The sequence below is a fragment of the Caulobacter sp. Root487D2Y genome (assembly GCF_001427165.1).
GTDB lineage: Bacteria > Pseudomonadota > Alphaproteobacteria > Caulobacterales > Caulobacteraceae > Caulobacter.
Genome location: NZ_LMFD01000001.1, coordinates 32,182 through 47,250 on the forward strand (window position 1 = coordinate 32,182; position 15,069 = coordinate 47,250).

The 15,069-nt window shown below is 70.3% G+C and carries 14 protein-coding genes; 11 read left to right on the plus strand and 3 right to left on the minus strand.

The features are described 5' to 3' along the window. Positions 1-60 precede the first annotated feature (60 nt). The 3 genes from ASD38_RS00150 (at position 61) to ASD38_RS00160 (ending at position 1,844) form a co-directional block, all read left to right on the plus strand. Positions 61-429 carry a Rieske (2Fe-2S) protein gene (locus ASD38_RS00150; protein ID WP_056456631.1) on the plus strand — a complete coding sequence of 123 codons (369 nt, stop codon included), beginning with the start codon at positions 61-63 and terminating at the stop codon, positions 427-429. A gap of 66 nt (positions 430-495) precedes the next feature. Further along, positions 496-1,005: a hypothetical protein gene (locus tag ASD38_RS00155; RefSeq protein WP_056456633.1), complete on the plus strand. Its 510-nt coding sequence runs from the start codon at positions 496-498 to the stop codon at positions 1,003-1,005. Positions 1,006-1,061: 56 nt separating this feature from the next. Beyond that, positions 1,062-1,844 (plus strand): class I SAM-dependent methyltransferase, encoded by a 783-nt coding sequence (locus tag ASD38_RS00160; RefSeq protein WP_056438281.1) that lies wholly within the window; start codon positions 1,062-1,064, stop codon positions 1,842-1,844. A 147-nt stretch (positions 1,845-1,991) separates the two neighbouring features. On the opposite strand, the gene ASD38_RS00165 is transcribed toward ASD38_RS00160, so the two are convergent. Next, on the minus strand, positions 1,992-2,741 hold the full coding sequence (locus tag ASD38_RS00165) for a creatininase family protein (protein WP_056438276.1): 750 nt from the start codon (positions 2,739-2,741) through the stop codon (positions 1,992-1,994). Between the two features lie 139 nt (positions 2,742-2,880). Here ASD38_RS00165 and ASD38_RS00170 point away from each other — a divergent pair, with 139 nt between their 5' ends. Next, on the plus strand, positions 2,881-3,540 hold the full coding sequence (locus ASD38_RS00170; protein WP_056456636.1) for a peroxiredoxin: 660 nt from the start codon (positions 2,881-2,883) through the stop codon (positions 3,538-3,540). A 75-nt stretch (positions 3,541-3,615) separates the two neighbouring features. Here the strand turns inward: ASD38_RS00170 and ASD38_RS00175 are convergent, their stop codons facing one another. Further along, the gene (locus ASD38_RS00175) at positions 3,616-4,137 is read right to left on the minus strand and encodes a hypothetical protein (RefSeq protein WP_056456639.1); all 522 of its coding nucleotides are present in this window, start codon (positions 4,135-4,137) and stop codon (positions 3,616-3,618) included. Positions 4,138-4,522: 385 nt separating this feature from the next. On the opposite strand from ASD38_RS00175, the gene acs reads away from it, so the two are divergent. Genes acs through ASD38_RS00195 form a run of 4 tightly spaced genes read left to right on the plus strand, consistent with a single transcriptional unit; the run spans position 4,523 to position 9,259 of the window. After that, complete coding sequence (gene acs / locus ASD38_RS00180; RefSeq protein ID WP_056456642.1) at positions 4,523-6,478, plus strand: acetate--CoA ligase; 1,956 nt, start codon at positions 4,523-4,525, stop codon at positions 6,476-6,478. A gap of 36 nt (positions 6,479-6,514) precedes the next feature. Next, positions 6,515-7,105 carry an SRPBCC family protein gene (locus ASD38_RS00185; protein WP_056438262.1) on the plus strand — a complete coding sequence of 197 codons (591 nt, stop codon included), beginning with the start codon at positions 6,515-6,517 and terminating at the stop codon, positions 7,103-7,105. After that, positions 7,102-7,539, plus strand: coding sequence for a thiol-disulfide oxidoreductase DCC family protein (locus ASD38_RS00190; RefSeq protein ID WP_056438259.1), 438 nt, complete (start codon positions 7,102-7,104; stop codon positions 7,537-7,539). The genes ASD38_RS00185 and ASD38_RS00190 overlap by 4 nt, the downstream gene beginning before the upstream one ends. A 10-nt stretch (positions 7,540-7,549) precedes the next feature. After that, positions 7,550-9,259 (plus strand): DUF4166 domain-containing protein, encoded by a 1,710-nt coding sequence (locus ASD38_RS00195; protein WP_056456645.1) that lies wholly within the window; start codon positions 7,550-7,552, stop codon positions 9,257-9,259. Here ASD38_RS00195 and ASD38_RS00200 read toward each other — a convergent pair. Further along, the gene (locus tag ASD38_RS00200) at positions 9,240-9,953 is read right to left on the minus strand and encodes a hypothetical protein (protein ID WP_056456648.1); all 714 of its coding nucleotides are present in this window, start codon (positions 9,951-9,953) and stop codon (positions 9,240-9,242) included. The genes ASD38_RS00195 and ASD38_RS00200 overlap by 20 nt on opposite strands. Positions 9,954-10,100: 147 nt before the next feature. Between ASD38_RS00200 and ASD38_RS00205 the strand changes: the two genes are divergently transcribed. The 3 genes from ASD38_RS00205 to ASD38_RS00215 are packed head-to-tail and all read left to right on the plus strand — an operon-like array spanning position 10,101 to position 15,028. Further along, positions 10,101-12,962: a M16 family metallopeptidase gene (locus ASD38_RS00205; protein ID WP_056438250.1), complete on the plus strand. Its 2,862-nt coding sequence runs from the start codon at positions 10,101-10,103 to the stop codon at positions 12,960-12,962. A 4-nt stretch (positions 12,963-12,966) separates the two neighbouring features. After that, entirely contained in the window at positions 12,967-13,788 is an 822-nt protein-coding gene (locus ASD38_RS00210; protein WP_056456651.1) for a TIGR00730 family Rossman fold protein, read from the plus strand. Positions 13,789-13,798: 10 nt separating this feature from the next. Next, positions 13,799-15,028 carry a flavin monoamine oxidase family protein gene (locus ASD38_RS00215; RefSeq protein ID WP_056456654.1) on the plus strand — a complete coding sequence of 410 codons (1,230 nt, stop codon included), beginning with the start codon at positions 13,799-13,801 and terminating at the stop codon, positions 15,026-15,028. Positions 15,029-15,069: the final 41 nt, after the last annotated feature.

Consider the following 15,069-nt stretch of genomic DNA (forward strand, 5'->3'; position numbering starts at 1 on the left):
TCCGGCGGTCCTGGATAACGGCTGCGCCGTTTCCGGGATGACAGCCTATTTCGAGCAAAGATGTCCCGCACCGATCCCTCCAACCCCGCCCGGCCCGCCAGCGGGACCGTGCTGTGCCCGCTGGACGAGATCGCCTCGCCCGGCGCGCGGGGTTTTCGCTTCCGCGCCGGCGACGCGGTGTTCGCCGGGTTCGTGGTGCGGCGGGGTCAGGACGTGGTCGGCTATGTCGACAGCTGCCCGCACGCCGGCTGGCCGCTGGCCGGGCCGAACGGCCGGTTCCTGACCCGCGAGAACGACCTGATCCTCTGCGGCGGCCACGCGGCCCTGTTCCGCATCGAGGACGGGGCGATGGTGGCTGGCCCTTGCCAGAACGTGGCCCTGACCCCGTGGCCGGTGCGGGTGACGGACGGCGCGGTCGTCACGGGCTGAGAGAACGCCGGTCGCCAAACGTCATGGCCAAGGTTAGGGTCCGCCCCAACGAGACGGGGACGCGCCATGGACATCATTCTGCTGCAGCCGGGCGATCCGGACATCGTCTATGCCCCGGCCAATCCCAGGATCGACGGCCTGCCCGCCGCCGTGATCGGCGGCTTCGATCCCAGCCTGTGCGTGCCGCTGACAGCCTTCGGCCAAGAGCTGAAGGCGCCCGCCTCGGCGACCGCGCCGCCGGCCACCGCCTTCACCGTGCTCAAGCCGATCGACGCCCTGTCGGTGAAACTCTACGAGTTCTGCCTGCGGGCCCGCCCGCTGGGCGTGGGTCACGATCGCCCCAGCTATCTGCACAGGGTCAGCACCATAAATGGCGCGGGGGTCCTGATGTTCAGCGTCGCCCTGCGCGACGCGGTGATCGCCGACATCCAGCTGCAGGCCCAGGCCGACGGATCGACCGTCGAGCGCCTGACCCTGGCCCCCTCCGAAATGCTGTGGACCTACTACAGCGGGGCCGGGACGCTGCACACCGGCTGGAGCACCCTGCAGAGCCGGCCGATCATCAGCTTCACCTGACCGTTCCTTAACCCCTTGGCGCTAGGGTTTTCCGACGCAAACGGGGAAGCCGCGCCATGGCCGACGGGTCCAATCCGAATTTCGACGCCGCCCTGACCGACGCGCAGGACGCGCGCGGCCTGGGCGCCAAGCTGCGCTCGTTCGCCAAGGTCAATCCGCGTTTCGCCCCGGACCTGGCCCGCACCATGCTGGCCAAGCGCGACCATGCGGTGGTCGAGGCCTTCGACGCCCACAGCGAAAAGGTCGGCTACGAGTTCACCTCGGGCTGGGCTTCGAACAACATTCCGTTCGTGACGCCGCTGCTGCGCGACTTCGCCGCGAAGAGGGCCGACGGGGCGATCCGTTATCTGGAGATCGGGGCCTATGAGGGCCGCAACCTGGCCTTCATGGACTGGCTGATCCCCGGCCGCCTGGACGTGACGGTGATCGATCCCTGGTTCGACGAGGCCCTGAACCCGGAAGAGAAGTACCACGCGGTCGAGCCGCGCTTTCACCGCAACATGGCCAAGACCGGCTTCCGGTCGATGACCGCCCGCAAGGGCTTTTCGACCTACGAGCTGCCCCGGATGCTGGCGGTCGGCGAGCGGTTCGACCTGATCTATGTCGACGGCAGCCACACGGCCTTGGCCGTGCTGATCGACCTGTGCTTCTGCGCCAGCCTGCTCAGCGTGGGCGGCATGATGGTGCTGGACGACTACTGGCACGACATCAGCGAGATCGGCGGCCCGGGCGTGAAGCAGGCCGTCGACCAGTTCCACGGCGCGTTCGGCCGGTATTTCGAGATCACCGCGGTCTACCGCCAGGTGGCCCTGACCAAGATCGCGGAGATCCCGCGGTAGGCGAGGTCGCGATCACACCAACCTTGTCATCCCGGACAAGCGCGTAGCGCGCCGATCCGGGACCGACGTGGAACGCGGCGTTCAGGCGTCGGTCCCGGGTCTTCGCTTCGCTACGCCCGGGATGACAAACGTTGTTGATCTCCCGCCTTAGACCCTCGCCTCGGCCGAGAACTCCGCCAAATCCTCGATCAGCGACTTGGCCGCCTGGGCCACCAGCGCGCCGCCCTTTTCCGGCGTGGCCTGGGCCGGGTCCGAACCCATGCGGCCGTCGGCGTAGCGGGCGCGGAAGTCGAGGGCCTCGCGGATCGGGCCGGTGGGCGCGATCCTCGGCGCGTAATCGGCGGTCTTGATGCTGTCCGGATAGGCCCACTGGGTCACGGCGATCTCGGACGGGGTGGCATGGCTGCCGTGGCCGGTGGGGAACTGCTGGTTGGCCAGGCTGAGCACGCCCTTCAGGTCCCACCAGTTCTTCAGCTTCAGGGCGAAGGGGCTGCGTTCCCGGCGGAAGCTGTACTCGGCGTAGATCTCGGAGAAGGCCGCCTCGATCGAGGCGACATTGCCGCCGTGGCCGTTGAGGAAATAGATCTTCTCGAAGCCATGAGCCCCCAGCGAGCGCACCCAGTCGCCGATCGCGGCGATGAAGGTCGAGGGCCGCAGGAAGATCGTCCCCGGGAAGGCCAGGTGATGCTGGGCCATGCCGACATTGAAGGTCGGCGCCACCAGCACGCTCGAGGACAGCTTGGACGCCTCGTGCGAGATGATCTCAGGGCACAGCCAGTCGGTGCCCAGAAGGCCCGTCGGCCCGTGCTGCTCGTTGGAGCCGATCGGCACCACCACCGTCTTCGACGTCGCCAGATAAGCCTCGATCTCGGGCCAGGTCGAAAGGGCGAGCAGCATGGCTGGAAACTCCGCGAGAAATCCTGGGCGGCGCGGGGGGAGGCGCGCGCCTACAACTTGGGCACGGCTTTACGCCCATCCTAGGGCTCCACGCATCCCTTTTGGGCCGACCTCATTCTGGCGGACAGGAGAGACATCCATGACGCTCAAACTCGGCGACATCGCGCCGGACTTCACCCAGGACACCACCGAGGGTCCGATCCATTTCCACGACTGGGTCGACGGCAAGTGGGTGGTGCTGTTCTCGCACCCCAAGGACTTCACCCCCGTCTGCACCACCGAGCTGGGCGCGGTGGCGCGCCTGAAGCCCGAGTTCGACAAGCGCGGCGTCAAGGTCATCGGCCTGTCGGTCGACCCGGCGGACAACCACGCGCGGTGGGCGGCCGACATCGCCGAGACGCAAGGGGTCGCCCCCAACTTCCCGCTGATCGCCGACACCGACCTGTTGGTCTCCAAGCTGTACGGCATGCTGCCGGCCGACGCGGCGGGCACGTCGGACGGCCGCACGGCCGCCGCCAACGCCACGGTGCGCAACGTCTTCATCATCGCGCCCGACAAGACCATCAAGCTGATCCTGGTCTATCCGATGACCACCGGCCGGAACTTCGACGAGATCCTGCGGGTCATCGACTCGATGCAGCTGACCGCCGCCCACAAGGTGGCCACCCCGGCCGACTGGAAGCCGGGCGAGGACGTGATCATCGTCACCTCGGTGGACAACGAAGCGGCCAAGACGCTGTTCCCGGGCGGCTGGGACGAGCAGAAGCCCTATCTGCGCGTGGTCAGGCAGCCGGCCTAGGCGCTGTCGGAAAGGCGGGAGATGGTCGCAAGGCATCTCCCGTCAAGACGAACCGGCCGTCCGCCGGAGCGGCGGCTAGGGCAGCGTGGCGTTCGGCCCCTGAGCGTCGAGGGCGAAGGCCTGATCGTCGGGTATGTCGTGCGCGCTCGAGCCGGCCACGACCCTCATGGCGGACAGATCGCCAGCGCGATCGGATCCAGCGCCGGGCTGGAGCGTCGCGATGTCGATCGCCCCGACCTCGGCCACCTGGATCCGCGCCATGGCGTTCAGCCGGCGCGAGGCCTCGTCGCCCAGGTTGATGTAGCGCGCCGTGCCCTCGACGGCCCCGTTCAACGGGCTCAGCTGGACTCGGGTGAACTGGCCGTCCCGCGCCACCGAACGATAGAGCGCCACGGCCTCTTCGGTGCGGCCGGTCAGATAGTAGCCGCTGGCGAGGTTGAAGCGATTGAGCACCGAGGGGTCGGCCGTGGCGGCGCGCTTGTAAAGGTTGGTCGCGCTCCATTGATCGCCCCACGCCGCCGAAGCCAGACCGGCCCCCGCCGCCTGGCCGTTGTCGCTCGCGATCGGCAACGCCAGGGTGCGCTTGGCGTCGGCCATCACCGTTTCATGCGTGACGCACGCGGACGCGAGTAAGGACAACAAAACAATCGACGGTACATAGATAATGCGCTTCAATTGAGTTTTCCTGAATAATATACCTTAGCGATCTCAAGGCTGATACTTGGCCTCTGTTCGCGGGGTTGGGAAAACTATTGCATCTTTATAAAGTTCATTGTTTTGAGGATTTATTTCGTTCCCTTGAAGTGGCACAATTTATTTTGGATAGAATTGGAACGCATGAAGCTTTGACGCGATTGGCTTCGCCGACCGCGGGAGGTTTCATGCGGCGGGCGCTTCGGGCGGCGCCGCGGTCGAGGTCGATTTCCAAATGGTCTTCTTGCGCCCCGCCACGCCACGCGCATAACTCCGCCGCAACAAGATCATGGGAGTTGACGGCGTGAGCGACGGACAGGTTTTTCCGGTTCCCGACGGCTGGGCGGGCAAGGCCCATATCGACGCCGCCGGCTATGAGGCCGCCCTGGCCCGGGTCGAGTCCGATCCCGAGGGCTATTGGCGCGACCTGGCCGGCCGGCTGGACTGGATCAAGGCCCCGACCAAGATCAAGGACGTCTCGTTCGCCAAGGACGACTTCCGCATCCATTGGTACGCCGATGGGGTGCTGAACGCCTCGGTCAACTGCCTGGACCGCCACCTGCCGCACCGCAAGGACGACGTGGCCCTGGTCTTCGAGGGCGATGACCCAGGCCATTCGTTCAAGGTCACCTACGGCGAGCTGCACGCCCAGGTCTGCAAGATGGCCAACGTCCTCAAGGACCAGGGCGTCCGCAAGGGCGACCGCGTGACGATCTACCTGCCGATGATCCCGATCGCCGCCGTGGCGATGCTGGCCTGCGCGCGGATCGGCGCGGTGCATTCGGTGGTGTTCGGCGGCTTCTCGCCCGACGCCATCGCCGGCCGCATCCAGGACTGCGCCTCGCACTTCGTGATCACCGCCGACGAGGGCCGTCGCGGCGGCAAGCGGGTGCCGTTGAAGGCCAATATCGACAAGGCGCTGGAAAGCTGCCCGTGGGTCGCCAAGGTGCTGATGGTCCGCTGGACCGGCGCCGAGGTTCCGCTGGTCCACGCCCGCGACATCGTCTGGGACGATCTCGAGGACGCCGCCTCCGCCGACTGCCCGCCCGAGCCGATGAACGCCGAGGATCCGCTGTTCATCCTCTACACCTCCGGCTCGACCGGAAAGCCCAAGGGCGTGCTGCACACCACCGGCGGCTATCTGGCCTGGGCCAGCTGGACCCACGAGGCGGTGTTCGACTACCGGCCCGGCGAAGTGTTCTGGTGCACGGCCGACGTCGGCTGGGTGACCGGCCACAGCTATGTCGTCTACGGCCCGCTGGCCAACGGCGGGACCAGCCTGATCTTCGAGGGCGTGCCCAACTATCCGACACCGGCCCGGTTCTGGGAGGTGGTCGACAAGCATCAGGTCGAGATCTTCTACACCGCCCCCACCGCCCTGCGCGCCCTGATGCGCGAGGGCGACGACTGGGTGACCAAGAACGACCTGTCGTCCCTGCGCCTGCTGGGGAGCGTGGGCGAGCCGATCAATCCCGAGGCCTGGCTCTGGTACCACCGCGTGGTCGGCAAGGACCGCCTGCCGATCGTCGACACCTGGTGGCAGACCGAGACCGGCGGGATCCTGGTCTCGCCCCTGCCCGGCGCCACGGCCCTGAAACCCGGCTCGGCCACCAAGCCCCTGCCGGGCGTCAAGCTGCAGCTGGTCGACGCCGAGGGCAAGGTCCTGGAGGGCGCGACCGAGGGCAACCTCGTCATCACCGACAGCTGGCCGGGCCAGATGCGCACGGTCTATGGCGACCATGGCCGGTTCTTCGAGACCTATTTCTCGGCCTATCCGGGCAAGTACTTCACCGGCGACGGCTGCAAGCGCGACGAGGACGGCTACTACTGGATCACCGGCCGGGTCGACGACGTGATCAACGTCTCGGGCCACCGCCTGGGCACCGCCGAGATCGAGAGCGCCCTGGTCGCCCACGACACCGTCGCCGAGGCCGCCGTGGTCGGCTATCCGCACGACATCAAGGGCCAGGGCGTCTACGCTTACGTGACGCTCAAGGCGGGGGTTGCACCAAGCGACCAGCTGCGCAAGGACCTGATCCTCTGGGTGCGAGCGGAGATCGGCCCGTTCGCCGCGCCGGACATCCTGCAGTGGGCGCCCGGCCTGCCCAAGACCCGCTCGGGCAAGATCATGCGCCGCATCCTGCGCAAGATCGCCGAGAACGAGTTGGGCAGCCTGGGCGACACCTCGACCCTGGCCGACCCGTCGGTGGTCGACGATCTGGTGAAAAATCGGGCCAAAGCCTGATGCGCCGAGGGCGAAAATTCGGCTAGGCTCCACCTCATGCCTGGCCGAGCCCTAGTCATTGCGTTCGTGATGCTGGCCGCGCCCGCGGCCGCCGGGGCGCAGGACATCAGCCGGGACTGGCTGCACCGGATCGAAAGCGGCGAGGTCGCGCTGGAGGCTCACACCGACCCGACCGGCCGCGGCGGCCAGGTCCGGGCGATGATCGACATCGACGCGCCGCCCGCCGTGGTCTGGACCACCATCCTCGACTGCGAGCGGGCCGCGCGGATGACCCCCAGCGTCAAGCGCTGCACCGTGCTGTCGCGCGACGCCGGCGGCCGCGTGGAGCTGCGCGAGCACGTGGTCAAATGGAGTTTCCTGCTGCCGGCCCTGCACTCGACCTCGCGGCTGACTCTGGAGCCCTATCGGCGCATCGCCTTCCGTTGCGAGGGCGGCGACATCAAGGACTGCGAGGGCCAGTGGCTGCTCGAGCCGCTCGATGGCGGCAAGGGCACCCGGGTCACCTACGAGAACCGCGCCGTCGCCCCCTTCGGCCTGCCCAACGGCATGACGACCATGGCCATGCGTCGCGACGTGCCCGAGGCCCTCCGGGCCCTGCGCCGCGAAAGCGTGGCGGCGGCGCGATGAGCGGACCGTCGGATGCGCCCCAACCTGACGCGCTCTGGCTGTTCGACGGGGTCTGCAATCTCTGTTCCGGCTCGGTCCAGGCGGTTCTGGCCATCGACCGCGAGGGCCTGATCCGCTTCACGCCGATCCAGTCGGCCTATGGGCGGCGGCTGGCTCTGGAGCACGGGATCGACCCGGACCGGCCGACCAGCTTCCTGTTCCTCGACGGCGGCCAGGCGTTCGAGAAGAGCGCGGCGGTCCTGGCCCTGCTGCGGCGGCTGGGCGCGCCCTGGTCGTGGCTGGGCGTGATCGGCGCCCTGCCGCGATCCTGGCTGGACGGCGCCTATGACGGGCTGGCCGCCAACCGCTACCGGCTGATGGGCAAGCGCTCGACCTGCATGCTGCCCACCCCCGAGCAGCGCGCCCGCTTCGTGCTGGAGCCGCCTCCTTCATGAGATTGGCCGCATGAGCCCCGACCGAACGGAAGACGGCCGCAAGCGCATCGTGCTGGTCGGCGCCAGCGGCGTGTTCGGCCAGAGACTGGCGGCGATGATCGCCCGCTGGCCTGACGTGGTCCTGGTGCTGGCGGCCCGAAGCCTGCCACCGCTGGAGGCTGTGGCGGCCGATCTGGCCAGGACCCGGCCCGCCGCGCGGATCGAGGTCGCCCGGCTGGACCGCCTGGACCCGAAGGGCCTGGCGGCGCTGGGGGCCTGGGCGGTGGTCGACGCCGCCGGACCGTTCCAGGGGCAGGACCACGCCTTCCCCCGCGCCGCGCTCGCGGCCCGCGCCCACTATGTCGACCTGGCCGACGCCCGCGACTTCGTGGCCGGCTTCGAGGCGGCGCTGGACGACCAGGCGCGCGCCGTCGGGCGCTGGGCGATCACCGGCGCCAGCTCGACTCCCGCCCTCAGCCACGCCGCCCTCGACGCCATGACCGCCGGCTGGACCCGGATCGACCGGGTGGAGGCCGCGATCTCGCCCGGCGCCCGCGCCCCGCGCGGCCTGTCGGTGATCCGCGCCATCCTGGGCTGGGCCGGGGCGCCGGTGCGGGTGTTCGCGCGCGGCCGTTGGACCACCCGCCCCGGCTGGGGCGATCCGCGCCGCACGCCTTTCCCGGGCCTGGGTCGGCGCTGGACCAGCCTGGCCGAGACGCCCGACCTCGACCTGCTGCCGGCCCGGTTCCACCCTCGCCGCGACGCGGTGTTCCGGGCCGGGCTGGAGCTGCCGATCCTGCATCTGGGCCTGTGGGCGCTGAGCCTGCTTCGCCGCGCGCGGCTGCTTTCCACGCTGGAGCCGCTGGCCGTGCTGCTGGGCGAGGCGGCCGGCCTGGTCGCGCCGCTGGGATCGGATCGCGGCGGCATGGTGGTCAGCGCCGAGGGGCTGGACGCCGACGGCGTCCGACGCCTGGCGCGCTGGAGTCTGTGCGCCGAGGCCGGCGCCGGACCCCACACCCCGGCCGCCCCGGCGGCGGCGGCCCTGCGCGCCCTGCTCGACGGCAAGCCGGGCGAGCCGCGCGCCACGCCCTGCGTCGGCCTGGTCGATCTGGACGCCATCCTGCGGGAGCTGCGCGACCTGCCGATCCGCACCCGGCTGGAGCGCCAGGACCCGGACACGCCCGGCCTGTTCCCGCGCCTGCTGGGCGCGGCCTGGCAGGGTTTGCCCGACAGCGTTCGCCGCGCCCACGCCGGCCTCGATCCCGTCACCCTGACCGGCGCGGCGCGCGCCTGGGGAGCGCCCGGCCTGGCCGCCCTGTTGCGCCGCCTGCAGGGCCTGCCGCCCCCCGGCCGGCACGCGACGTCCGTGACGATCACCCCGACGGCGGACGTCGAGCGCTGGGTCCGGCGATTCGGCGACCGCGCCTTCGCCTCGACCATCGCCCCGGCCCGCGACGATCCCTGGACGTTCGAGGAGGCCGCCGGGGCCCTGACCTTCCGCTTCGCGGCCGCGCCCGATCCGGGCGGCTTCTCCTGGACCTTCGAGGGCTGGCGGCTGGGCCCGATCCCTCTGCCCCGCGCCTGGGCGCCGCGCATCCGGGCCCGGACCTTCGGCGCTGCAAGCAAGACCGGGGACGGCGCCTACCGCTTTCGCGTCCTGGTCGCCCATCCGTGGCTGGGCGTGATCTTCGGCTATGCCGGGCGGCTTACTTCGGGGCCCCTCACTTCGGGCGAGGCGTGACCGTCAGCTTGTAGGGCACGTAGAGCGCCAGCTCGAGCGGACCCGACTGATACCAGGACAGCGGTAACTGCAGCCCCTCGGCGGCCACGGCGTAGTCGGGCCCGAAGGTCCCCGCCACCTTGCGGGCGTCCTCGGCCACCAGGGTCAGCACCTCGCCGCGATAACGCTGGGGACCGATCAAGGTCAGGTTCCAGTCCTCGGTCGGCAGGATCTCGGTGCGGCCGGCCTTGGCGGTCTTCTCGGCGAAGGCCTTGATGCGGCCGGTGGCGGCGTCGAAGGTGTCGGCGGGCGCCACGCGGGTCTTGACGATCAGCAGGGCGACGCTGGTGTCGGGCTTGCCGTCCGGACGGATCACCGCGTCGAGCATGGTGTCGTCGAAGCGGCCGATCACCTCCTCGCCCTCCAGGCCCAGCTCGACCCCGGCGGCGGGCGCGGACTTGATCATGTTGCGCAGCGTCGCCTTCAGCTCCTGCTTGCGCTGGGAAAGGTCGCGCGTGTCGCAGACGACGCGGACCGTGGTGATCAGATTGTCGGCGCGCTTGTTGAGCGTCACGAACGGCGTCTTGACCGGATCATATTCCGTCACCCGCGAACCGGTGACCACCACCTCCTCCAACCCCGACTGACGGGCCTGGGCCGGGGCGACGGCGATGGCGAGCGCCGCCAGGGCGCACGCGACGGACAGAGATTTCATGATGCTTCCCCACTGATCATCCGTCCACCAGAGGATGCATGGTTGAGCTTGCCGGGCAATCCTCGCGTTTCATGACAAGACGGTAAGCTTGGCGCCCCGGACCCGGATGCTAGGGTCGCACCCTCAAGCTTTCGGAGCGCCGTCCTCATGATCCGTCCCGCCGCCAAGGCCGCCCTCGTCGCGCTGGCCCTTTCGACCACCGCCCTCTCACCGCTCGCCCAGGCCCAGGCCAAGCCGGCCCCCGCGGCGGCCCCCGCAGCGGCCGGCGTGGCGGTGCCGCCGATCGTCTACAAGCAGCGGACCCTGGCCAACGGCCTGAAGGTCTATACCTCGCGCGACGCGACCACGCCCAACGTGACGGTGCAGGTCTGGTACGGAGTCGGCAGCAAGGACGATCCGGAGGGCCGCTCGGGCTTCGCGCACCTGTTCGAACACCTGATGTTCAAGTCGACGCGCAACATGCCCAACGAGTTCTTCGACCGGCTGACCGAGGACGTCGGCGGCTTCAACAACGCCTCCACCTACGACGACTTCACCAACTATTACGAGGTGGTGCCGGCCAACCACCTGCAGCGGCTGCTGTGGGCCGAGAGCGAGCGCCTGGGCTCGCTGGTCATCGACGAGGCGGTGTTCAAGTCCGAGCGCGACGTGGTCAAGGAAGAGCTGCGCCAGCGCGTGCTGGCCAATCCGTACGGCCGGTTCTTCGCCCTGAACATCACCCAGGCCTCGTTCGCCGACCATCCCTACAAGCGTCCGGGCATCGGCTCGATCGAGGAGCTGGACGCCGCCACGGTCGACGACGTCCGCGCCTTCCACCAGGAATACTACCGCCCCGACAACGCCGCCCTGATCGTGGTCGGCAATTTCGACGAGGCCCAGCTCAACGCCTGGATCGACCAGTATTTCACCGGCCTGAAGGCGCCCGCCGCCCCGATCAAGCAGGTGACCACGGTCGAGCCGGCCCGCACCGGCTCCAAGATCGTCACCACCTACGGCCCCAACGTGCCGCTGCCGGCCGTGGCCATGACCTGGCTGGCGCCCGCCGCCGCCGATCCGGACGTCCCGGCCCTGGCCGTGCTGGACGCCATCCTGTCGGCCGGCAAGTCGTCGCGCCTCTATGACAGCCTGGTCTACGATCAGAAGATCGCCCAGCAGATCTTCTCCTCGGCCCCCACCAACGCCCAGCCGGGCCTGTTCTACGTCGGGGCGATCATGGCCGGCGGCAAAACGGTCGAGCAGGGCGAGGCGTCGCTGAGCGCCCAGGTCGCCAAGCTGCGCGCCGCGCCGCCCACCGCCGCCGAACTGGCCGAGGCCAAGGCCGGCCTGCTGGCCGACGCCGTGCGCGGCCGCGAGACCATCGACGGCCGGGCCTTCGCGCTGGGTTACGCCCTGCGCACCGAAGGCGACGCCGAGCGGGCCAACACCGATCTGGCCGCCCTGCAGGCGGTGACCGCCGCCGACGTCCAGCGCGTGGCTGCCAAGTACCTGGCCGACGACCGGAAGGTGACCGTCCGCTACCTGCCAGACTCGGCCAAGCCGGCCGGCGCCAAGGATCCGTTCGAGGCTCCCAAGGCGGTCCCGTCGGTGACCTACAGCGGACCGGTCACTACCCTGGCCGCCGAAGCCGAGCGCGCGGCCCCGCCCACGCCTGGAAAGCCGGTTTCGCCGGTCCTGCCCTCGCCGGTCGAGAAGACCCTGGCCAACGGCCTGCGGGTCATCGTCGCCAAGTCCAGCGACCTGCCGCTGATCACCGCCGACCTGACGGTTCGCGGCGGCTCGGGCGCCGACCCGGCCGGCCTGGCCGGCGTCTCCAGCCTGACCGCCGAACTGCTGACCGAGGGCACCAAGACCCGCACCGCCACCCAGGTGGCCGCCGCCACCGAGGCCCTGGGCGCCAATCTGGAGGCCGGCTCGGGCTGGGAGGCCTCGTCCCTGACCCTCAGCGTCATCGCCGACAAGGCGCCGCAAGGCCTGGCGATCATGGCCGACGTCGCCCAGAACCCGACCTTCAAGGCCGACGAGCTGGAGCGCGTGAAGACCGAGACCCTGGACGGCCTGTCGGTCAGCTATCAGCGGCCCGGCGCGGTCGCGGGCTTCGTGGTCCCGACCGTGATCTATGCCGGCTCGGGCTACGGCCATGTCGCCAACGGCACGCCGGGCTCGCTGCCGAAGATCCAGCGCGACGCCCTGGTCAAGACCCACGCCGCCAACTGGCGTCCGGACAACGCCATCCTGGTGCTGACCGGCGACCTGACGCCCGAGCAGGGCTTCGCCCTGGCGGAGAAGGCGTTCGGCGGCTGGGCCAAGCCGGCCGGTCCGCCGCCGGCCCCGGTCAAGGGCCCCACCGGCTACGCGGCCAAGAACGTCATCGTCGACCTGCCGGGCACCGGCCAGGCCGCGGTGGTGGTGACCAAGCCGGCGATCCTGCGCGCCGATCCGCGCTACTACGCCGGCCTCGTCGCCAACGGCGTGCTGGGCGGCGGCTATTCGTCCCGCCTGAACCAGGAGATCCGCATCAAGCGCGGCCTGTCCTACGGGGCCGGTTCCAGCCTGTCGCCGCGCGCGGCCATCGGCGGCTTCACCGCCACCGTCCAGACCAAGAACGAGTCCGCCGCCCAGGTGGTGGGCCTGATCAAGGACGAGCTGACCCGCCTGGCCGCCGAGCCGACCTCGGCCGCCGAGCTGGCGGCGCGCAAGTCGGTGCTGGTCGGCGATTTCGGCCGCGACCTGGGCACCTCGGGCGGCCTGGCCGACATCCTGGGCAACCTGGCGATCTACGGCATCCCGCTGAACGAGATCCAGGCCTATACCGGCAAGGTCGAGGCGGTCGGCGCCGCCGACGTCCAGGCCTTCTCCAAGGCCGTGCTGGATCCGACCCAGACCAGCGTCATCGTGGTCGGCGACGCCAAGACGATGGGCGACGGCGTCAAGACGGCCCTGCCGGCCGCCGTGCAGATCCCGATCGACCAGCTAGACCTCGACAGCCCGACCCTCAGGAAGGCCAAGTAGACGCGTGACCGACGACCGCCAGGCCGATCTTCATAGCCAGGCCCAGCTCGCCTCGCCCTCCTATCGCCTGGCGGCGCTGGACCAGGACTTCCTGCTCGGCGACTCGATGCGGGGCGTGCGGTTCCTGCTGGAGTTCGCCAAGGCCGACGAGGCTCTGCGGGCCTGGGGCGTGCGCTCGACCATCGTGGTGTTCGGCAGCGCCCGGGTCCGCGAGGACGGCCCCGGGCGTCAGGCCCACTGGTATGCGGAGGCCCGGCGCTTCGGCGTCATCGCCTCCGAGCGCGGCGGGGCCGTCCACGCCACGGGGGGGGTCCGCGACAACGTCATCGCCACCGGCGGCGGGCCGGGGGTGATGGAGGCGGCCAACCGCGGGGCCTGGGAGGCCGGCGCTCCCTCGGTCGGCTTCAACATCACCCTGCCGCACGAGCAGCGGCCCAACCCGTACACCACGCCGGACCTGTCGTTCCGCTTCCACTATTTCGCCATGCGCAAGATGCACCTGGCGATGCGGGCCAACGCCCTGGTGGTGTTCCCCGGCGGCTTCGGCACCTTCGACGAGCTGTTCGAAATCCTGACCCTGCGCCAGACCGACAAGGCGGCGCGCATTCCCATCGTGCTGTTCGACGAGGCCTATTGGCGCTCGGTGGTCAATTTCGACAGCCTGGTCGAGCACGGCATGATCAACGCCGACGACCTGGAGCTCTTCCGCTTCGCCGAGAGCGCCGAGGCGGTGTGGTCCAACCTGCTGGCCTGCGGTCTGAAGCCCGGCGAGTCGATCGAGCTGGCGCGCGATCAGGTCCCGCCCACGGAGCCGCCCATCCCGTGACCCCCGCCCCATGACAGAGGTCGACGTCGCCGTCATCGGGGCCGGGGCCGCCGGCCTGGCCGCCGTCTCGGTCCTGGCGGCCGCGCCGCTGCGCGTCGTGGTGCTGGAGGCCCAGGGCCGGATCGGCGGCCGGGCCCACACCGTATCGCTGGACGGCCTGCCGCTGGACCTGGGGTGCGAGTGGCTGCACTCGGCCGACCGCAACCCGCTGGTCGAGAAGATCGACGCCCTGGGCCTGACGATCGACAAGACCCCGCCGCCCTGGGCCAATCCCGGCGCCACCGCCAATTTCAGCGCCGCCGAGCGTCAGGCCTATGGCGAAGCCTTCGCGACGTTCGACGAGCGGATCGGGACGGCGGCCGGCGAGGCGGGGGACCGACCCGCCTCGGACCTGCTGGAGCTCGGCGACCGCTGGACCCCGCTGCTGAACGCCTTCAGCGCCTATTACAACGGCGCGGAGTTCGACCAGGTCTCGGTCAAGGACTACGCCGCCTATGACGACAGCGAGCTCAACTGGCGGGTCGCCGAGGGCTATGGCGCGGGGATCGCCGGACTGGCGCCGCGCGGCGCGCGGATCATCGACAACTGCCCGGTGTCGGTGCTGCGCCATGACGGGGCTCTGCTGAGCCTGGAGACGCCCAAGGGCGTGGTCCGGGCCCGGACGGCCGTCGTCTGCGTCCCCACCGCCGTCCTGGCCGCCGGGGGCTTGCGGATCCTGCCCGAGCTGCCCGCCAAGCTGGCCGCCGCCGAGGGCCTGCCGCTGGGCCTGGCCGACAAGGTGTTCCTGAAGCTCGAGGAACCGGACGCCTTCGCGGCGGAGTCGATGGTCTACGGAGCGCCAGGGCGGACGGCGACGGGGGCCTATCACCTGCGCCCCCTGGGCCGCCCGGTCATCGAGGCGTTCTTCGGCGGCGCCCACGCCCGCGCCCTCGAGGCCGAAGGTCCGGGCGGGTCGGCGGCGTTCGCGATCGACGAGCTGGTCGGGATCTACGGGACGGGGCTCCGGCGGCGGGTCTCGGTGCTGGCCCAGACCGCCTGGGCGGCCGATCCCTGGGCGCGGGGCTCCTATTCCCACGCCCTGCCCGGCCGGGCCGGCGAACGCGCCGTCTTGGCCGCGCCGGTCGACGGGCGATTATTCTTCGCCGGCGAGGCCTGCTCGCCGCACGCCTTCTCGACCGCCCACGGCGCCTGGGAGACGGGCGAGCGGGCGGCGCGCGAGGTGCTGGCGGCGCTGCTCTAGGCCCTCCCCCCGTGGGGGAGGCGGCCGAAGGCCGGTGGGGG